This is a genomic window from Nocardia sp. NPDC060255, assembly GCF_042727395.1.
Lineage (GTDB): Bacteria > Actinomycetota > Actinomycetes > Mycobacteriales > Mycobacteriaceae > Nocardia.
Map to the genome: position 1 here is coordinate 158,075 of NZ_JBHXAU010000004.1, position 22,341 is coordinate 180,415.

2 protein-coding genes are annotated in these 22,341 nt (G+C 66.5%); both read left to right on the forward strand.

Annotated elements, in window-relative coordinates; all coding sequences use genetic code 11:
• Positions 1 to 358 precede the first annotated feature (358 nt).
• Positions 359 to 15,610 carry an amino acid adenylation domain-containing protein gene (locus ACFWF1_RS11020; protein ID WP_379281613.1) on the forward strand — a complete coding sequence of 5,084 codons (15,252 nt, stop codon included), beginning with the start codon at positions 359 to 361 and terminating at the stop codon, positions 15,608 to 15,610.
• Positions 15,610 to 22,341, forward strand: a 6,732-nt coding sequence (locus tag ACFWF1_RS11025; protein WP_379322172.1) for an amino acid adenylation domain-containing protein, incomplete at its 3' end; no start/stop codon positions are given. The genes ACFWF1_RS11020 and ACFWF1_RS11025, both read left to right, overlap by 1 nt.

Consider the following 22,341-nt stretch of genomic DNA (forward strand, 5'->3'; position numbering starts at 1 on the left):
AGTTATGCAGCCTGCTCCATCCTGATCGAGTGTGCGACAGCATGTTTCGGGGGGTCCGACGTCTGCGGTCGTCGACTGGCGGTGGGTCGCGCAACCGTGCACCTAGTTATGGTCAAGCGCCCACTTGTCGGCGTGACCAGGCGGTGTACCGGTTGCGGCGTCCGGCCGTGCCGTCGCGGGCTGCGGGCAGGGTTGTCGCACACGGTGATTCGGGGGGAACGGAGTCGGGGTCAGTAGGGCGCGTTGCGGTGCTATCCGGCGATGCACGTGCCGAGGGTCGGTATCGCCGAAAACGAATTCTTTCGGCCAGCTGCAGATCGATACCACCCGGCAAAGGTGATAAGCGAGGGAGTTTGCCATGCAATCGGGAAACAAATCACTGCTGCGCAGCCTGACTTCTATTCAGAAAGAGCTGTGGATAGCGCACGAGCTGGCGGATATTCCTAATAACTGTATTATTTACATCGACATTCGCGCCGAACTGGCACTGGATCATTTCTTCACCGCGCTGCGGCACGCGTTCGCCGAATCCGAGGCGCTCACGGTGAATTTCGTCCGCGGCGCGGACGGGCCGATGCAGGTCGCGCGGGACACCACCGATTGGACGCCGTCCTACCTGGATCTCACCGAGAAGCGGGATCCGGTCGAGGCCGCACTCGACTACATGGCCCGGGAACGCGAGGTCGGTTTCGATCTCGAGCACGACGCGCTGCTGAGCGTCGCGGTGCTCGAGGTCGGTACGAACCACTACATCATGTCGATGTGCTTCGACCACATCATCATGGACGGCGTCGGCGTGGCCGCCTGGGCCCAGCGGGTGCTCGATGTGTACGGCGCGCTGGCGGCCGGAAAGCCCATCGCGGCAGCGGGTTTCGCGCGCCTCGACGACATCATCGACAGCGATGCCGAGTACCGCCGCACCCAGCAGGCGGCGGATCGGGACTACTGGGGCCGGCAGCTGCCCGCCGGGATCGACCCGCTGCGACTGCCCGGCAGCGCCGCCGACGGTGTAGCGCCGGGCCGGATCGGTGGCACCTACGGCTTTTCCGGCGCTGAGCTCGGCGACCTGATGAGCGTCGCGCAATCGGTCGGCGTCAAGCTGCCGTATCTGTTGATGTCGGTCGCGGCGGCGGCGATCCAGCGCTATGCGCTGCGCGACGAATTCTGTTTGCAGATACCGGTTTCCAATCGAGTCGGCGTCGCGGGGCGGACCCCGTGCCAGCTCTCGGACACCGTGCCCATGCTGGTCGAGTCGAGCCGGGATCTGTCCCTCGGCGACCTGGCCGTGCGGATCCACCGCACCATCTCGGGCGCACGGGATCACCTGAGATATGGGTTGTCGGACATCCGGCGCGACTTGAAAATGCCGAACACGCAGGGGAATCCGTTCGGTCCGGTGATCAACGTCATGTCCTTCTTCGGTGCGCTGGAGATGGCGGGCGGGACGGCCGATCTCCAGGTCTATTCGGCGGGCAACAGCGGGGATCTGACGGTCGTCTTCTACTACGAGCGGCAGTCGTCGCGCGGTGGCTACCTGCGGATCGAGGGGGACGCCCAGCTCTATACCGACGACGACGTGCAGGGCTACCTGGGATCGATCGCCCGTTATCTGCGGCAGGCGATAGCCGATGCGGCCGTGCCGATCGGGTCGGTCGATGTGCTCGGGGCCGATCGCGAGTTGGTGGTCGAGGCGTGGAACGACACGGCGGTGCCGGTCGATCCGACTGCGACCCTGGTGGGGTTGTTCGAGGACCGGGTGCGGCAGGCGCCGGACTCGGTGGCGGTGGTGTCCGGTCAAGTCGAGCTCTCCTATCGGGAGCTCGATGAGCGGGCGAACGGTATTGCGCGAGCACTGATTTCGCGTGGTGTGCGGCCGGACAGTGTGGTGGCCGTGGCGTTGCCGCGGTCGGTGGAGCTGATCGTCGCGATCTTGGCGGTGTCCAAGGCCGGTGGCGCATACCTGCCGGTCGACCCGGCCTATCCGGCCGAGCGGCTGGCGTTCGTTCTCGACGATGCCGCGCCCATCGCCGTTCTCACCGACGTCGAAACCTCGAAAGCGCTGCCGCACAGCAAGGTTCCCTACATCTTTGTCGAACACGCCGACTCGGCACCGTCTGTGGTGGACCGGGTCGCTACGCCGCGTCCCGGCAACCTCGCGTACCTGATCTACACGTCCGGTTCCACCGGAACGCCGAAGGGTGTTGCCGTCACCCACCGCAATGCGGCCGCACTCTTCCTGAGCACCGCTCCCTGGTGTGAGTTCGGTGCCGATGACGTCTGGGCGTGGTGCCATTCCCAAGCGTTCGACTTCTCGGTCTGGGAGATCTGGGGCGCGCTGCTGCACGGCGGCCGGGTGGTGGTCGTGCCGTGGGATGTGGTGCGCACGCCCGCGGACCTGTGGCACCTGGTGACCGGGAAGGGCGTGACGATCCTCAATCAGACTCCTTCCGCGTTCTACGCGCTGGCGGAGGCTCGATCAGCCTGCGGCACTACCGAATCCGCCTTGCGGATGGTGATTTTCGGCGGAGAGCCATTGAACCCGGCTCACTTGCAGCCTTGGTATTCGTCCGATCATAGTGACCTGCCCGCGCTGGTGAACATGTACGGGATCACCGAAACCACTGTGCATGTCACCAAGCTGGATCTGTCGGCGGCACAGGTCTCCCGGGGTGGCAGCCCGATCGGAGCCCCACTCGGGAACATGCGGGCATACGTGCTGGATCCGTGGTTGCTGCCGGTTCCCGTCGGCGTAGCCGGTGAACTGTATGTTGCCGGTGCGCAGTTGGCGCGTGGTTATCACGGGCGGGCGGGGTTGACCGCGGGCCGATTCGTGGCCGACCCGTTCGATCCGAATGGTGGCCGGTTGTATCGGACCGGAGATGTGGCCCGATGGACGTGGGGCGGGGCGCTGGAATTCGTCGGCCGGGCCGACGATCAGGTGAAGATCCGCGGGTTCCGGGTGGAGCCCGGTGAAGTCGAAACGATACTGGCGCACCATCCTTCGGTGTCACAAGCGGTAGTGGTGGCCCGTGACAGCGCGGATGGCAAGCAGCTGGTCGGGTATGTGGTCGCCGAGCGGAGCAGGTCGGTCGCGAGCAACGGCCACGCGGGCGGGCGTGGGCTCGAGGGGGCGGAGGTACGCCGGTTCGCGGCCGAGCGGCTGCCGGAGTTCCTGGTGCCGACCGTGGTGATGGTGATCGACTCGGTGCCGTTGACCTCGAACGGGAAGCTCGATCGTGCCGCGTTGCCCGCACCGGAGTTCGCCTCAGCGATGGCGTATCGGGCACCGAGTACCGACGGGGAGCGGGCCCTCGCCGTATTGTTCGCCGAGGTGCTCGGTCTCGACCGGGTGGGTGTCGACGACAGCTTCTTCGAGCTGGGCGGTCATTCGTTGTCCGCCACCCGGCTGATCAGCCGGATCCGGGTGGTGCTCGGCGTCGAGGTGCCGATTCGGACGGTCTTCGACGCTCCGACGGTGGCGCAGTTGGCGACTCGGCTCGATACCGAGGTGCAGATGCGTCCGACGCTGCGGGTCCGGCCGCGTCCGGACGTGGTGCCGTTGTCGTTCGCGCAGCGGCGGTTGTGGTTCATCCACCGCCTGGAAGGGCCGTCGGCCACCTACAACATGCCGTTGGCCGCGCGGTTGACGGGCGCGTTCGATCCGGTGGCGTTCGCGGCCGCGCTCGGCGATGTCGTGGCCCGGCACGAGAGTCTGCGCACGATCTTTGTCGAGGTCGATGGTGTCCCGACGCAGCAGGTACTGGATGCCGGTGTCGAGGTACCGATCACGGTGACCGACGTGGACCCGGCCGAGGTCGACGCCGCGGTGGCCGAAGCGGCGGGGCATCGGTTCGACCTGTCCACGCAGGTTCCGCTGCGGGCCAGCGTATTTCGGTACGGGGCCGATGAATGGCTGCTGGTGTTGCTGATTCACCACATTGCCGGTGATGGCTGGTCGGCGACGGTCACGTTGCAGGATCTGTCCGCAGCATATGTGGCGCGCAGGGACGGGCGTGCACCTGAGTGGGCGCCGATGCCGGTGCAGTACGTGGATTACGCACTGTGGCAACAAGAATTGCTCGGCTCGTCGACCGATCCGGACAGTGTGCTGTCGCGGCAGTTCGAGTACTGGCGTAGTGAACTCGACGGTTTGCCGGAGCAGTTGCTGTTGCCGACCGATCGGCCACGGCCGCGGGTGGCCGGTTATCGCGGCGACGCGGTGGTGTTCGGCATCGATCCGCAGTTGCGGGCCGACGTGGAACGGTTGGCCGGTCGCGAGGGCGCGACCGTGTCGATGGTGTGGCAATCGGCGTTGGCGGTGCTGTTGTTCAAACTCGGTGCGGGGAAGGACATTCCGATCGGCTCACCGATCGCCGGTCGCACCGATGATGCCCTGTCCGATCTGGTCGGCTTCTTCGTCAACACCTGGGTGCTGCGCGCCGCCGTCGAACCGGCCGCATCGTTCACCGAGCTGCTGGGCCAGGTTCGGGCAAAAGCGTTGGCGGCCTATGAGAATCAGGACGCACCGTTCGAGTTGCTGGTCGAGTTGCTCAACCCGGCCCGCTCGGCGGCACACCATCCGCTGTTCCAGGTCCTGCTCACGTTGCAGAACAATGCCGTGCCCACACTGGAGCTGCCGAATGTCGCGATCGAGCCGTATACCGCGCCCGTCACCACGTCGCGATTCGATCTGACCTTCAACATCGGCGACGCCGTTGCGGTGCGGGACAATGGGAACGCTCCGGCCGCGCTCGGCTGGGACGGATACATCGAATACGCCACCGAGTTGTTCGATCGGACCACGGTCGAGGCGATGGCGCGGCGGCTGGTGCGAATACTGCAGCACTTGGTGCTGGAACCGAAGGCCCCGGTCGGGTCGATCGACGTGCTCGACGGGGACGAACGTGACCTGGTGCTGCGCCGGTGGAATGACACTGCCGCTCCGGTCGACCGAGACGTCACGGTTGTCGGGTTGTTCCAGGCACAAGTCGCCGCGACGCCGGATGCGCTCGCGGTCGTCTATGCGGATACCGAGGTGTCGTACGAGGACCTCGATATCAAGGCTGATCGGCTCGCGCAGGTCCTGATCTCGCGCGGCGTCGGGCCGGATTGTGTTGTCGCGGTGGCATTGCCGCGGTCGGTGGAGTTGGTCGTGGCATTGCTGGCGGTGCTGAAAGCCGGCGGCGGATACCTGCCGATCGATCCGGCGTATCCCTCGGATCGTTTGGCGTTCATCCTCGTGGACGCTGCCCCGGTCATCGTCCTCACCGATCGTGTCACGGCAAACACCCTGCCCCGCAACACGACACCGCACCTCTACGTCGATGAAGTCGATGCGGTCAGCAGCGCTCGCGCCGTCACCGTACGGGCTGGCAATCTGGCGTATCTGATCTACACGTCCGGGTCGACCGGCGTGCCGAAAGGTGTTGCTGTCACACACCGTAACGTCGCGAACCTGGCCTCCCAGTCGTGGTCGACCGGTCCCGGTGAACGGGTCCTGGTGCATTCCTCGGTCGCCTTCGACGCCTCCACGTACGAGATCTGGCCCGCGCTGATCAGCGGCGGCACCGTGGTGCTGGCCGGTGAGCAGCGCTCGGACCCGGCCGAGATCACCCGGCTGGTCGCGGCGCGATCGGTCACCAAGATGTTCTCGACACCGGCCTTGCTGTCGGTGCTGCTCGATCAGGTCGAGGCGTTGCCCGGCAACCCGTTCCGGAGCTTGACCCAGGTGATCGTCGGCGGCGCCGAACTCACCTCGGGTCTGGTGCGCCGACTGCAATCGAGCATTGCGGGGGCCGGCGTAGTCAACGGCTACGGTCCGACCGAAACCACGGTGTTCACTACGGTTTTCGCGGCGGACGGCGGACCGGACAGCGGTGCCTCGGTGCCGATCGGTTCCGCATTGGCGAATGTGCGAGTGTTCGTGCTGGATTCGTGGCTGCTGCCGGTCCCGGTGGGAGTGGCCGGTGAGTTGTACGTCGCCGGTGCGCAGGTGACGCGCGGCTACCACGATCAGCCCGGGCTGACCGCTGCCCGGTTCGTGGCCGATCCGTTCGATCCATCCGGCGGCCGGTTGTATCGCACCGGTGATGTGGTGCGCTGGAACGCCGCCGGGCAGTTAGCGTTCGTGGGCCGGGTCGATGATCAGGTCAAGATCCGTGGCTTCCGGGTGGAGCCCGGCGAAGTCGAAGCCGCACTGACGCAACATCCTTCGGTAGCCCAGGCGGTAGTGGTAGCGGTCGAGACCGACGGCGGCAAGCAGTTGGCCGGCTACGTCGTCGCCGATCGAACCATCCCGGTCGCGAGCAACGGACATGCGAACAGGACTGCGCCGGATGGTGCCCAGGTGCGTGCGTTCGTGGCGGATCGGTTGCCGGAGTTCATGGTGCCGTCGGTGGTGATGGTGATCGACTCGGTGCCGTTGACCGCGAACGGGAAACTGGATCGCGCGGCACTGCCGGAGCCGGAGCTGGTGTCCTCGGTGCGGTATCGAGCGCCGGGCACCGAGCGGGAGCGGGTGCTGGCCGAGTTGTTCGGCGAGGTCCTGGGGCGTGATCAGGTCGGCGTGGACGACAGCTTCTTCGAGCTGGGCGGTCACTCGCTGCTGGCCACCCGCCTGGCCAGCCGGATTCGGGTGGTGCTCGGCGTCGAGGTGCCGATCCGGACGGTGTTCGACGCGCCGACGGTGGCGCAGTTGGTGACCAGGCTCGATGCGGGGGTCCAGGTGCGTCCGGCACTGCTGGCCGGGCCGCGTCCCGACGTGGTGCCGTTGTCGTTCGCGCAGCGGCGGTTGTGGTTCATCCACCGGCTCGAGGGTCCGTCGGCCACCTACAACATGGCGCTGGCGGTGCGGTTGCACGGGGCCGATATCGCCGCATTGCGGGCGGCGATCAGCGATGTCGTCGCCCGGCACGAAAGTCTGCGTACGGTCTTCGCCGCTACCGATGGCGTGCCGTCCCAGCGGGTGATCGACGCCGATCGCGTCGAGATCCCGTTCGCGGTGACCGACGTCGGGACCACCGACGTCGGTACCACCGAGCTGGCTGCTTCGGTGACCGCGGCGGTCCGCTACGGATTCGATCTGTCGTCGGAAATCCCGTTGCGCGCCAACGTGTTCCGTCGTGATGCCGAGGAGTGCGTGCTGGTGCTGTTGATCCATCACATCGCCGGCGACGGTTGGTCGTTGACGCCGCTGCTGCGCGACTTGTCGGTGGCGTACGCGGCGCGTCTCGAGGATCGAGCGCCCGGGTGGGGGCCGTTGCCGGTGCAGTACGTGGATTACACGTTGTGGCAGCGCGAATTGCTCGGCTCCGCCACCGATCCCGGCAGCGTGCTGTCGCAGCAGTTCAACTATTGGCGTGCGGAGCTCGACGGGCTGCCCGAGCAGTTGCGACTGCCGATGGATCGGCCGCGTCCACGCGTGGCCAGCTATCACGGGGATATGGTGCCGTTCGGCATCGATCCCGAAATCCGCGCCGCGGTAGAACGATTGGCTGGCCGTGAGGGTGCCACAGTATCGATGGTGCTGCAGTCGGCGCTGGCCGTGCTGTTGTTCAAACTCGGTGCCGGAGAGGATATTCCGATCGGCGCCCCGATCGCCGGTCGGACCGACGAGGCGCTGACCGATCTGGTCGGGTTCTTCGTCAACACCTGGGTGCTGCGCGCGACCGTCGTTCCGGCGGCCTCGTTCACCGAGCTGCTGAGCCAGGTCAGGGCGAAAGCGCTGGCCGGGTACGAGAATCAGGATGTTCCGTTCGAGCTGCTCGTCGAGCTGCTGAACCCGGCCCGCTCGGCGGCGCATCATCCGTTGTTCCAGGTGACGATGGCCTTCCAGAACAACACACTGCCCGCCCTCGACCTCTCGGGTGTGCGGATCGAGCCCTACCCAGCCTCCACCGCGACCGCGCGGTTCGACCTGTTCTTCAATATCGCGGATGCGCCCGCCGGTGCCGGGTGGGACGGGTTCGTCGAGTACGCGACCGAGCTGTTCGATCGGTCGACGGTCGAGACGATGGCGCGGCGGCTGGTGCGCTTGCTGCAGCAGCTGGTGTCGACGCCAGAGGTTTCCGTGGGGTCGATCGTCGTGCTCGGCGACACCGAACGCGAACTGGTGCTGCACCAGTGGAACGACACCACCGTTGCGATACCCGACACCACGCTGGTCGGATTGCTGGCGACCCAGGTCGCCAGTACGCCGGACGCGGTCGCAGTGGTCTGTGCGGATGTCGAGCTGACCTATCGGGAGCTCGATATCCGAGCCGACCGGCTGGCGGGCGTCCTTGCCTCGCGTGGGGTGGGCCCGGATGGTGTTGTCGCGGTCGCGTTGCCGAGGTCGGCGGAACTGATCGTGGCGCTGGTGGCGGTGTTGAAGGCCGGTGGGGCGTATCTGCCGATTGATCCGGCCTATCCCTCGGACCGGCTGGGCTTCGTGCTCGCGGACGCCGCGCCGGTGGTCGTCGTGACCGACTCCGCCACCGCGCCGTCGCTGCCGCAGTCGGCAACTCCTTGCCTGCACATCGATGCGGCCGACGCGGAGTACTGGTCAGGTCTGCAGCGGGCTGTCGCCGCGCCGCAGAACTTGGCCTACGTGATCTACACCTCCGGTTCCACCGGTGTTCCCAAAGGCGTTGGTATCACGCACCGTAACGTGGTGAACCTGGTCGCCCAGGCGTGGACGACCGGCCCGGAGGATCGGGTACTGGTGCATTCCTCGATCGCCTTCGATGCCTCCACTTACGAGATCTGGCCTGCGCTGTGCGGTGGCGCGACATTGGTGGTCGCCGGTGAGCAACGGTCGGATCTGGTGGAGATCACCCGGCTCGTGGAAACCCGGTCGGTGACGAAGATGTTCGCGACGCCGCCGTTGCTGTCGGCCTTGGTCGAGCACGCGGAGTCGTTGCCCGACAACCCCTTCCAGAATCTGCGGCAGGTGAATACGGGTGCCGACACGCTCACCACCGAACTGGTCGGCGCGCTGAAGGCCAAGTGCGGGGTCGGCCGGGTCGACAACCTGTACGGTCCGACCGAGGCGACGGTCGACGTGACCGCCTATCAGGTCCCCGACGACGTGGTGGGCGCGGTGGTGCCGATCGGTGCACCGGTCGCCAATACGCGGGTGTTCGTGCTGGATTCGTGGCTGGTGCCGGTTCCGGTCGGTGTGGCCGGCGAGCTGTATGTCGCCAGTGCCCAGTTGGCGCGTGGTTATCACGGTCGGCCGGGACTGACGGCGGCCCAGTTCGTGGCCGACCCGTTCGATCCGTCCGGTGGCCGGTTGTACCGGACCGGGGACGTGGTGCGCTGGAACAGCGCGGGCCAGTTGGAGTTCGCGGGCCGCGCCGATGATCAGGTGAAGATCCGCGGCTTCCGGGTGGAACCGGGCGAGGTCGAAACGGTGCTCGCACAACATCCTTCGGTGACCCGGGCGGTGGTGGTGGCACGCGACACCGACACCGGCAAGCAGCTGGTCGGGTACGTGGTCGCCGATCAATCCGGGCCGGTCGTCGGTGAAGACGAATTGGTGGGGCAGTGGCGTCGGGTGTACGACGACCTGTACTCCGGCATCGAGATCAGTAAAGACGATGGCACCCAGCGTGTCTCAGGTGCGGTAGCCGACTTCGGTTCGGACTTCGGCGGCTGGGACAGCAGCTACACCGGTGCAGCGATTCCGCTGGAGCAGATGCGTGAGTGGCGGTCGGCCACGGTCGACCGGATTCGCGGACTGAAACCGCGGCGGGTGCTCGAGATCGGTGTCGGCTCGGGATTGCTGATGGCGCAGTTGGCACCGGACTGCGAAGAGTATTGGGCGACTGACTTCTCGGCCGCCACCATCTCCTCGCTGCGCCAACAGCTGACCGAACTCGACGCGGGATGGACCGATCGTGTTGTGCTGCGGGCCCAAGCGGGCGATGACTCCGACGGACTGCCGGACAGTCATTTCGACACCGTGGTGATCAACTCCGTCATTCAGTATTTCCCCAGCCAGAACTACCTGCGCACCGTCCTGGAACAGGTAGTGCGACTGCTGGCCCCCGGTGGCGCGATATTCGTCGGCGACGTGCGCAATCTGGCTCTGCTGGAAGAGTTCACCACTGCCGTACAGATCAGTCGCAACGGTGGCGATGATCCCGTCGCGGTCGGTGATCGAGTCCGCCGAGACATCGCCGCCGAGCAAGAACTGTTGCTGGCACCGGAGTACTTCGTCGGGCTGCGCAGTGACGCAATGGGATTTGATGCCGTCGACATCCAGCTCAAACGCGGCCTGTCGGTCAACGAGCTGACCCGGTACCGCTACGACGTGGTCTTGCACAAGGCTCCGACGAAACCGCTGTCGGTCGCCGATACGCCGAAAGCCGGTTTCCGTGGCCATGATTGGCTGCGCACCCTGCTGCGTACCCGGCATACCGACGTCATTCGGGTCACCGGGATCCCGCACGCCGGACTGGTCGGGCAGGTCGAGGCCGCGCACCGCATCCGGGCGGGTCTGCCCGGCACCACCACCGATGAACTCGGCGTCGATTTCGAGGGAATTCTCGAGACCGGCACCGACCGTGCGGGCCTGGTTCCCGAGGACCTGCACCTGCTGGGAGAGCACTTCGGCTACACGACCGCGGTCACCTGGTCGGCGGAGCCGGACCGGATGGACGCCGTCTTCATCGATCTCGCGACCGCACAGGGCCAACCGCTGACCGACGTGTACGTCGCGACGACACCCGTGGACGATCCCGGCGCATACGCCAACAACCCGCACGCGGGCCTGCTGGCCGCCGAGGTGCGGCGGTGGGTGACCGAGCGGCTGCCCGAGTTCATGGTGCCCGCGACGGTGCTGGTGATCGACGCGGTGCCGCTGACCGCGAGCGGCAAGCTCGATCGGGCGGCGCTGCCGGATCCGGATTTCGGTACCGCACTGGAATATCGGGCTCCGCGCACCGAGCGGGAGCGGGTCCTGGCCGATCTGTTCGCCGAGATCCTCGGACTCGACCGGGTCGGTATCGACGACAGCTTCTTCGCACTGGGTGGTCACTCGTTGCTGGCCACCCGCCTGGTCAGCCGGATCCGGGTGGTGCTGGGCGTCGAGGTGCCGATCCGGACGGTCTTCGACGCGCCGACGGTCGCGGAGCTGGTCCCGAGGCTCGATGCGGAAGTGCAAGTGCGCCCCGCGCTGCTGGCTCGGCCGCGGCCGGACGTGGTGCCGTTGTCGTTCGCGCAGCGGCGGTTGTGGTTCATCCACCGGTTGGAAGGACCGTCGGCCACCTACAACATGGCGTTGGCGGTGCGGTTGCACGGCGTCGACGTGTCGGTGCTGCGCGCCGCGATCGGTGATGTGGTCGCGCGGCACGAGAGTCTGCGGACGGTTTTCGTCGATGCCGACGGGGTGCCGTCGCAGCGGGTGCTCGACAGCGTCGAGGTGCCGGTGCATCTCACCGAGGTGGCTCCCGTCGAGGTGGATGCGGCGGTGACCGCCGCGGTGCGCTACGGATTCGATCTGTCCTCCGAAATTCCCCTCCGCGCCAACGTGTTTCGCTGTGATGCCGACGAGTGCGTCGCCGTGATCCTGATCCATCACATCGCCGGTGACGGCTGGTCGATGACGCCGCTGCTGCGCGATCTGTCGGAGGCCTATGCCGCGCGCCTCGACTATCGCGCACCGGCGTGGGAGCCGTTGCCCGTGCAGTACGTGGATTACACGCTGTGGCAGCACGAGGTGCTCGGCTCGGCGGACGATCCGGACAGCCTGCTGTCGCGGCAGTTCAACTACTGGCGGGCCGAACTCGACGAGCTGCCGGAGCAGTTGCGGCTGCCGACGGACCGGCCACGTCCGCTGGTGGCCAGTTATCGCGGCGACATGGTGCTGTTCGGAATCGATCCCGAGATTCGTACCGCGGTGGAGCGTTTGGCCGCTCGCGAGGGTGCGACGGTATCGATGGTGCTGCAGTCGGCGCTCGCGGTGCTGTTGTTCAAACTCGGTGCAGGGGAGGATATTCCGATCGGTTCCCCGATCGCCGGCCGCACCGACGAGGCGCTGGCCGATCTGGTCGGGTTCTTCGTCAACAGCTGGGTGCTGCGGGCGAAGGTGTCCTCGGCGGCGTCGTTCAGCGAGATCCTGGCTCGGGTCAGGTCGAAAGCGCTGGCGGCCTACGAGAATCAGGACGTTCCGTTCGAGCTGCTGGTGGAGTTGCTCAACCCCGCCCGCTCGGCGGCGCATCATCCGTTGTTCCAGGTGTCCTTGGCATTCCAGAACAACACGCTGCCGGATCTCGAGCTGTCGGGGGCGCGGATCCAGCCGTACCTCGCGACCACCGCGACCGCACGGTTCGACCTGTTCTTCAACGTCGCCGACGCGCCCGCCGGTCAGCAGTGGAACGGGCTCGTCGAGTACGCGAGCGAGCTGTTCGACCGGTCGACGGTCGAGGCGATGGTGGGCCGGTTCGTGCGGATCCTCCGGCAGATCGTGTCGGACCCGGCCGCACCCGTCGGGTCGATCGACGTGCTCGATACCGACGAACGCGAGCGGGTGCTGCATCGTTGGAACGACACCGCCGTTTCGGTCGTCGACAACACGATGGTCGGGCTGATTCGGGCACAGGTCGCGCGGACACCGGACGCGGTCGCCGTTGTCTGTGGCGACACCGAGATCTCCTATCGCGAACTCGACACCCGCGCCGGTCAATTGGCGCGCGTGCTGATCTCGCGTGGGGTAGGCCCCGACACCATTGTCGCGGTCGCGCTGCCCAGGTCCGCGGATCTGATCGTGGCTTTGCTGGCGGTATTGCAGGCCGGTGGTGGGTATCTGCCGATCGACCCGGCCTATCCGTCGGATCGGCTGGCGTTCATTCTCACCGACGCCGCGCCGGTCGTCGTCGTGACCGATTCCGTCACCGCAAAACTGTTGCCCGACAGCGCAGCTCCGAACCTGTACCTCGACAGGGCTGATACGTGGGACCAGTCCGGTACGGATCCGGTTGTCGCGGTGGGGCCGCAGAACCTGGCCTATGTGATCTACACCTCCGGCTCGACCGGTGTCCCCAAAGGTGTTGGTATCACGCATCGTAACGTCGCGAGCCTGGTGACATCGGCCTGGTCGACCGGACCGGACGATCGGGTGCTGGTGCATTCGTCGGTCGCGTTCGATGCCTCCACCTATGAGATCTGGCCCGCCCTGGCCGGTGGTGCCACGCTGGTGCTGGCCGGTGAGCAGCGGTCGGACCTGGTGGAGATCACCGGGCTGATCACGAGCCGGTCGGTGACGAAGATGTTCGCGACGCCACCGTTGCTGTCGGCGTTGGTCGATCACGTGGAATCCCTGCCCGACAAGCCTTTACAGACATTGCGCCGGGTCATCGTCGGCGGCGCGGAGCTGACCGCGAATGTCGTCGGCAAGCTGAACGCGAAGTATGCCGACGTTCAGGTCATGAACGGGTACGGGCCCACCGAGACCACCGCGTGTGTCACCGATTACGACGCGGTCGATGATCTCGACGGAGCTGTTCCCATTGGTCTGCCGGTGGCCAATACTCGGGTGTTTGTTCTGGACCCGTGGCTGGTGCCGGTTCCGGTCGGTGTCGCCGGTGAGTTGTATGTCGCGGGTTCGCAGCTGGCGCGGGGCTATCGCGGCCGGCCGAGTTTGACCGCGGCCCGGTTCGTGGCCGATCCGTTCGACTCGACGGGCGGTGGCCGACTGTACCGCACCGGTGACGTGGTGCGGTGGACCTCGGCCGGAGTGTTGGAGTTCGCGGGCCGGATCGATGATCAGGTGAAGATCCGCGGCTTCCGGGTCGAGCCCGGCGAGGTCGAAACCGTGCTGGCGCAGCATCCTTCGGTGTCCCAAGCGGTCGTTGTGGCACGCGATACCGACGTCGGCGGTAAGCAGCTGATCGGCTACGTCGTGGCCGATCGGTCGGGGCCGGTCGTTGCCGAGGACGAAATGGTGGGGCAGTGGCGCCGAGTGTACGACGACCTGTACGCCGGAGCGGCCAACGGGAATGGCAACGGCAACGGCAACCGGCGGCCCACCGGGTTCGGCTCGGACTTCGGCGGCTGGAACAGCAGTTACACGGCCGCGCCGATTCCGGTCGAGCAGATGCGGGAGTGGCGCTCGGCCACGGTGGATCGCATCCGGGAGTTGAGTCCGCGACGGATACTCGAGATCGGCGTCGGATCCGGATTGCTGCTGTCGCAGCTGGCGCCCGACTGCGCGGAGTACTGGGCGACGGATCTGTCGGCCGCGACCATCGCGACGCTGCGGCAGCAGCTGGGTGAGCTGAACGCGGGCTGGGTCGATCGCGTCGTGCTGAACGCGCAGGCGGCGGATGACACCACCGGATTGCCGGAAGGCTACTTCGACACGGTGGTGTTGAACTCCGTCGCGCAGTACTTCCCGGGCGAACGGTATCTGCGTCAGGTGCTCGGGCAGGTGCGGGGGCTGCTGGCGCCCGGTGGTGCGGTGTTCGTCGGCGATGTGCGGAATTTCGCACTGCTGCAAGAGTTCACCACCGCGGTACACCTGAGTCGCCACGGCGGGGACGACCCCGCGGTGGTGGAAGATCGAGTCCGCCGAGACATGTCCGCGGAGAAAGAACTGTTGCTGGCACCGGAGTACTTCCTGGCCCTGTGCGATCGGGAGACCGGGTTCGATGCCGTCGATATCCAGCTCAAGCGCGGATTCTCGGTCAATGAGCTGACCAGGTACCGATACGACGTGGTGCTGCACAAGAGTCCGCCGAAACCACTGTCGGTGGCGGATACGCCGAAAGTCGAGTTCCGCGACGACGATTGGCTGCGCACGCTGCTGCACACCGAACACCGGGACGGCATTCGCGTCACCGGAATCCCGCATGCCGGGCTGACCGGGCAGATCGAGGCGGCGCATCGAATCCGGACCGGTCACTCGGTGTCGACCGGTGGGCACAACGACCCGCGCGCAGCGAATTTCGAAGGAATCCTCAACTCCACCATGGATCGAGCGGGCGCGGGCTCGCTGCCTGAAGACCTGCACCTGCTCGGTCAGCAGCTCGGGTACACCACCGCGGTCACCTGGTCCACGAAACCGGGTCACATGGACGCGGTGTTCCTCGACCGCGCGACAACCGAGGGGCGATTGCTGACCGACGTGTATCTGTCGTCCGCCGCGACGGCTGATCCGGCCACGTATGCGAACAATCCGCAGGACACCCTTCTGCCCGCCAGCGTGCGCGGGTTCGTGGCCGAGCGGCTGCCCGATTTCATGGTTCCGGCGGTGGTGCTGGTGATCGCCGCGGTGCCGCTGACGGCGAACGGCAAGCTCGATCGCGCGGCGCTGCCGGATCCGGAGTTGGTGTCCGCGCGGGAATATCGTGCCCCGCGCACCGAACGAGAAAAGACCCTGACCGAGTTGTTCACCGAGATACTCGGCGTCGGCCGGGTCGGTGTGGACGACAGCTTCTTCGCGCTGGGTGGTCACTCGCTGTTGGCGACCCGGCTGGCCAGCCGGATACGGGCGGTAATGGGTGTCGAAGTACCGATCAAGGTGATGTTCGAGGCGGCCACGGTCGCCCAGCTCGCCGGTCGCTGGTCCCAGCTGGAGCCGTCGCGCCGACCGGCGCTGCGCCGGATGAATCGAGAGGTGGGTCTGTGATGATCCCATTGTCGTTCGCGCAGCGGCGGTTGTGGTTCATCCACCGGCTGGAGGGGCCATCGGCCACCTACAACATGCCGGTGACGGTGCGGTTGACGGGCACGTTCGATGCGGCGGCGTTCGCGGCCGCGGTCGGTGATGTGGTCGAGCGGCACGAGAGCCTGCGGACGGTCTTCGAGGAAGTCGACGGGGTGCCCGGTCAGCGAGTGATCGACGCCGACTGTGTCGAGGTGCCGGTGACGATCACCGACGTGGATCCGGCCGAGTTGGCCACGGCGGTGACCGCGGCGTCACGCTATGCCTTCGATCTGTCTACGGAAATTCCGGTGCGCGCCAACGTGTTCCGGTACGCGGCCGAAGAGTGCGTGGTGATGTTGTTGATTCACCACATCGCCGGTGACGGTTGGTCGATGGCGCCGCTGCTGCGGGATATGTCGGTGGCGTACGCGGCGCGGCGGTCGGGGCGGGTGCCCGCGTGGGAGCCGCTGCCGGTGCAGTACGTGGATTACACACTGTGGCAGCAGGAATTGCTGGGATCACAGTCCGATCCGGACAGTGTGCTGTCGCAGCAGTTCGAGTACTGGCGCGGCGAGCTCGACGGGTTGCCGGAGCAGTTGCGGTTGCCGACCGATCGGCCACGGCCGCGAGTGGCCAGCTATCGCGGGGACATGGTGGTATTCCGTGTCGATCCCGAGATCCGCACGGCGGTCGAGGGATTGGCCGCCCGCGAGGGTGCGACGGTGGCGATGGTGTTGCAGTCGGCGCTGGCCGTGCTGTTGTGCAAACTCGGTGCCGGTGCGGACATTCCGATCGGCTCGCCGATCGCCGGCCGGACCGATGACGCGCTGACCGATCTGGTCGGGTTCTTCGTCAACACCTGGGTGCTGCGAGCGGCGGTCACGCCCGAGTTGTCGTTCGCCGAGATCGTCGGCCAGGTTCGGGCGAAAGCGCTGGCGGCCTACGAGAATCAGGATGTTCCGTTCGAGTTGCTCGTCGAGTTGCTCAACCCGGCGCGGTCGGCGTCGCACCATCCGCTGTTCCAGGTGCTGCTGAGCTTGCAGAACAACACCGCGCCCACCTTGGAGCTGGCGGGTGTCGAGTTCGAGCCGTATGCGTTGGCGGCGGTGACATCGCAGTTCGATCTGACGTTCAACGTCGGCGATGCCCCGGCCGGGTGGGATGTGTACGTCGAGTACGCGACCGACCTGTTCGATCGGCCCACCATCGAGGCGATGGTGGCGCGGTTGGTGCGGATACTGCGGCTGGCGGTGTCCGAAGCCGATATGCCGGTGGGATCGATCGATGTCCTCGACGCCGACGAGCGAGAGCTGTTGTTGCACAGGTGGAACGACACCACCGCACCGGTTGATCCGGACGTCACCGTGGTCGACCTGTTCCGGTCGCAGGCCGATCGGGCACCGGACGCGGTCGCGGTTGCCTGCGCGGGCACCGAGGTGACCTATCGGGAACTCGATGCGCGATCCGACGGGTTGGCGAGTGTGCTGAACGCGCGCGGCGTCGGCCCGGATCGTGTTGTCGCGGTAGCGTTGCCGCGGTCGGTGGAGCTGATCGTGGCATTGCTGGGTGTGCTGAAGGCCGGTGGTGCGTACTTGCCGATCGATCCGGGGTATCCCTCGGACCGGGTGGCGTTCGTGCTCGCCGATGCCGCGCCGGTTGTTGTCGTGACCGATTCGGTGACGGCAAATGCGTTGCCACAGCATGCAACACCGCACCTCTATCTCGACACCGCCGATGTCGATGAAGTGCGTCTGGATCTGACCGGCGCGGTACGGCCGCAGAATCTGGCGTACGTCATCTACACCTCCGGCTCTACCGGCATACCCAAAGGCGTTGGTATCACGCACCGTAACGTGGTGAACCTCGTCGCTCAGGCCTGGTCGGCCGGTGCCGAGGATCGGGTGCTGGTGCATTCCTCGGTCGCGTTCGATGCCTCGACCTATGAGATCTGGCCTGCGCTGTGCGGTGGCGCGACACTGGTTGTCGCCGGCGAGCAGCGGTCGGATGTGGTGGAGATCACCCGGCTGGTCGAGACCTGGTCGGTGACGAAGATTTTCGCGACCCCACCGTTGCTGTCGGCGCTGGTGGATCACGTGGAGTCGTTGACCGACAACCCCTTCCAGAGTGTGCGGCAGATCAATACCGGTGCCGACACACTCACTTCAGGGCTGGTCGACGCGCTGAAGGCCAAGTGCGGGGTCGATCGGATCGACAACCTGTACGGTCCGACCGAGGCGACGGTCGACGTGACCGCCTATCGCGTGTCCGATGATGTGGTCGGTGCGGTGGTGCCGATCGGCAGGCCGGTGACCAACACGCGGGTGTTCGTGCTGGATTCGTGGTTGGTGCCCGTTCCGGTCGGGGTTCCCGGCGAGCTCTATGTCGCCAGTGAGCAATTGGCGCGCGGTTACTACGGACAGGCCGGGCTGACTTCGGCGCGGTTCGTGGCCGACCCGTTCGATCCGGCCGGTGGACGGCTGTATCGCACCGGTGATGTGGTGCGGTGGACCTCGGCGGGTGTGCTGGAGTTCGCGGGCCGGGTCGATGATCAGGTGAAGATTCGCGGCTTCCGCGTCGAGCCGGGGGAGGTCGAATCCGCTCTGGCGCAACATCCTTCGGTTTCCCAAGCGGTGGTGGTGGCGCGGTCGGTCGATGGTGGCAAGCAGCTGGTCGGGTACGTGGTCGCCGATCGAACCAGCTCGATCGAAGGCAACGGGCATACGGGCTCGCCGGACCTCGATGGTGCGGATGTTCGTCGTTTCGTGGCCGAGCGGTTGCCGGACTTCATGGTGCCGTCGGTGGTACTGGTGATCGACTCGATACCGCTGACCGCGAGCGGCAAGCTCGATCGCGCGGCCTTGCCAGTCCCTGAGCTCAGGTCGACGGCAGCGTATCGGGCGCCCAACACCCTCCAGGAACAGATGCTGGCCGCGCTGTTCGCCGAGATCCTCGGACTGGACCGGGTCGGTATCGACGACAGCTTCTTCGCGCTGGGCGGGCATTCGCTGCTGGCTACCCGGCTGGCCAGCCGGATTCGGGTGGTGTTCGGTGTCGAGGTGCCGATCCGGACGGTGTTCGATGCGCCGACGGTGGCGCAGCTGGTGACCCGGCTCGGTGACCGCGCGCGACTGCGTCCGGCGTTGCTGGCGGGGCCGCGGCCGGACGTGGTGCCGTTGTCGTTCGCGCAGCGGCGGCTGTGGTTCATTCATCGCTTGGAAGGACCGTCTGCCACCTACAACATGCCGATGGTGGCGCGGCTGCACGGGGTCGACGTGTCGGTGTTGGCCGCCGCGATCGGGGATGTGGTCGGTAGGCACGAGAGTCTGCGCACGATCTTCGTGGAAGCGGACGGCGTCCCTGCCCAGCGGGTGCTCGACAGTGTCGACGTGCCTGTGCACGTCGCTGACGTAGCTCCCGCCGAGGTGGATGCGGCGGTGACCGCCGAAGTGCGTTACGGAATCGATCTCTCGTCGGAAATTCCGATACGCGCCAGCGTGTTTCGGTGTTCGGCCGACGAGTGTGTGCTGGTCCTGTTGCTGCACCATATTGCCGGTGACGGCTGGTCGGCGGCACCGCTGTTGCGCGACCTGTCGGTGGCCTATGCCGCTCGCCTCGACGATCGGGTGCCGGAGTGGTCGCCGCTGCCGGTCCAGTACGTGGATTACACGCTCTGGCAGCAAGACTGGCTGGGTTCATCGACCGATCCGGACAGTGTGCTGTCCCAGCAATTCGACTACTGGCGTGCCGAACTCGACGATCTGCCGGAGCAGCTGCGGCTGCCGATGGATCGGCCGCGACCACGGGTGGCCAGCTATCGCGGTGATGTCGTGCCGTTCGCCGTCGATGCGGAACTGCGGGCGGACGTGGAACGGTTGGCCGGTCGTGAGGGTGCGACCGTGTCGATGGTGTTGCAGTCGGCGTTGGCGGTGCTGTTGTTCAAACTCGGTGCGGGGGAAGATATTCCGGTCGGCTCGCCGATCGCCGGTCGCACCGATGACGCGCTGTCCGATCTGGTCGGCTTCTTCGTCAACACGTGGGTGTTGCGCACGGCGGTCGCTCCGGGGGCGTCGTTCAGCGAGGTCGTGGGTCAGGTTCGGGCAAAAGCGTTGGCCGCCTACGAGAATCAGGACATCCCGTTCGAGTTGCTCGTCGAGTTGCTGAATCCGGCCCGGTCGGCGGCGCATCATCCGTTGTTCCAGGTCTCGTTGGCATTTCAGAACAACGCCCTGCCGACGCTGGCGCTGCCCGGGGTGCGGTTCGAGCCTTACCACGTGTCCATGGCGACTTCGCGGTTCGACCTGTTCTTCAATATCGCCGATGCGCCCGCCGGTCACGGGTGGGGCGGGTTCGTCGAGTATGCGACCGAGTTGTTCGATCGGCCGACGGTCGAGGCGATGGTGACGCGGTTGGCGCGGATCCTGCGGCAGGTGGTGTCGGATCCGAGTGCACCGGTGGGGTCTGTCGAGGCGCTCGGCGCTGATGAACGTGAGTTGGTGCTGAGCAGGTGGAACGACACCGCGGTCGAGGTCGCGGAAAGCACCCTGGTCGAGTTGTTCCAGGCGCAGGTCGCCTCGACCCCGGACGCGGCGGCTGTGGTCTGCGGGGAAACTGAGCTGACCTACCGGGAGCTCGATGCTCGCGCCGATCGGCTTGCGCGGGTGTTGATTTCACGCGGAGTGGGTCCCGACACCGTTGTCGCGGTGGCGTTGCCCCGGTCCGCGGAACTGATCGTGGCGTTGCTGGCGGTGTTGCAGGCCGGCGGTGGGTATCTGCCGATCGATCCCGGATACTCCTCGGACCGCTTGGGGTTCATCCTCACCGATGCCGCACCGGTCGTCGTCGTGACCGATGCCGCGACATCACAGGCGTTGCCGCGGACCGAAGCGCCACACCTGTGCCTCGATACGAACGCCGACTGGTCCGGTGCGGACCGCACTGTCCGGGCGCGACCACAGAATCTGGCGTACGTGATCTACACCTCCGGATCGACGGGAACGCCGAAAGGTGTTGGCATCACGCATCGCAACGTGGCCAACCTCGTTGCTCAGGCCTGGTCGGCCGGTCCCGAGGATCGCGTGCTGGTGCACTCCTCGATCGCGTTCGATGCCTCCACCTATGAGATATGGCCCGCCCTCTGCGGTGGTGCCACGGTGGTACTGGCGAGTGCGCAGCGGTCGGATCTGGTGGAGATCACCCGGCTCGTGCAGGACCGTTCGGTGACGAAGATGTTCGCGACGCCACCGTTGCTGTCGGCCTTGGTCGAATACGTCGAGTCGTTGCCCGGCACGCCATTGCGGAGTCTGCGGCAGGTGAATACCGGGGCCGACACGGTCACCTCGGGGCTCGTCGAGGCCTTGCGTGCGAGCTGCGGCGGCGTGCGCGTCGACAACCTCTACGGTCCGACCGAGGCGACGGTCGATGTGACGGAATTCGGCACGCCCGAGGGGGAGTTGGCCGCGGTGGTGCCGATCGGTGTTCCGGTCGCCAATACGCGCGTGTTCGTGCTGGATTCGTGGTTGATGCCGGTTCCGGTGGGGGTCGCCGGTGAGTTGTACGTGGCGGGCGCGCAGTTGGCGCGTGGCTATCGTGGCCGGGCGGGGCTGACCGCGGCGCGGTTCGTGGCCGACCCGTTCGACCCGGCCGGTGGTGGCCGGTTGTATCGCACCGGCGATGTGGTGCGCTGGAATACCGCCGGGCAGTTGGAGTTCGCGGGCCGGATCGACGATCAGGTGAAGATCCGCGGTTTCCGGGTCGAACCCGGGGAAGTGGAAACTGTTCTGGCGCAGCATCCGTCGGTGTCGCAGGCCGTCGTAGTAGCGCGTGGTCTGGACAGCGGCAAGCAGCTGATCGGATACGTGGTCGCCGACGATGCCGAACTCGACGGTGCGGCGGTGCGCGCGTTCGCCTCCGAGCGGCTGCCCGATTTCATGGTGCCTGCATCCGTGCTCGTCCTCGACTCGGTGCCGTTGACCGCCAACGGAAAGCTGGATCGGGCCGCGTTGCCGGAACCGGAGCTCACCTCATCGGCGCGCTACCGGGCACCGCGCACCGACCAGGAGAAGATCCTGACCACGGTGTTCGCCGAGCTGTTGGGGCTCGACCGGGTTGGTGTGGACGACAGTTTCTTCGAGCTCGGCGGTGACAGCATCCGCTCGATTCAGGTGGTGTCGCGGGCACGGGAACTCGGGGTCGAGATCAGTCCCCGGGAAGTGTTCGAGCATCAGACGGCGGCGGCCTTGGCCGCGGTGGCGGTCGGGCGTGCGCCTGCCGTGGTCTTGGCGGAGTTGGCCGGTGGTGGCGTGGGCTGGCTGCCGCTGTTGCCGGTGGCTCGGTTCGTGCGCGAGTCGGGTGCGGGGTTCGACACTTTCACGCAGTCGCTGCTGCTGGATCTGCCGAGCGGAATCGATCGGGCGGGCTTGCTGGCGACGCTGGCTGCGGTGATCGATCGGCACGACGTCTTGCGGTCGCGGTTGGTCGATGACGAGCGCGGTGCGGGGCTCGAGGTTGCGCCAGTCGGCGCGATCGAGGTGGATCGGCTGCTGCGTCGCGTTGAAATAACTGCCACCGAACAGCATTCAGAGGTGATCGCCGAGGAAGTGCGTGCGGCAGCAAGTCGGTTGGCTCCGGCGGCGGGGGTGATGGTTCAGTTCGTGTGGTTCGACGCTGGAAACACCCGATCGGGCTGGCTGTCGATCGTGGCGCATCACCTGGTG

Coding starts and splice junctions, on each gene's coding strand:
- ACFWF1_RS11020 (WP_379281613.1), top strand. CDS start 359: ATGCAATCGGGAAACAAATCACTGCTGCGCAGCCTGACTTCTATTCAG.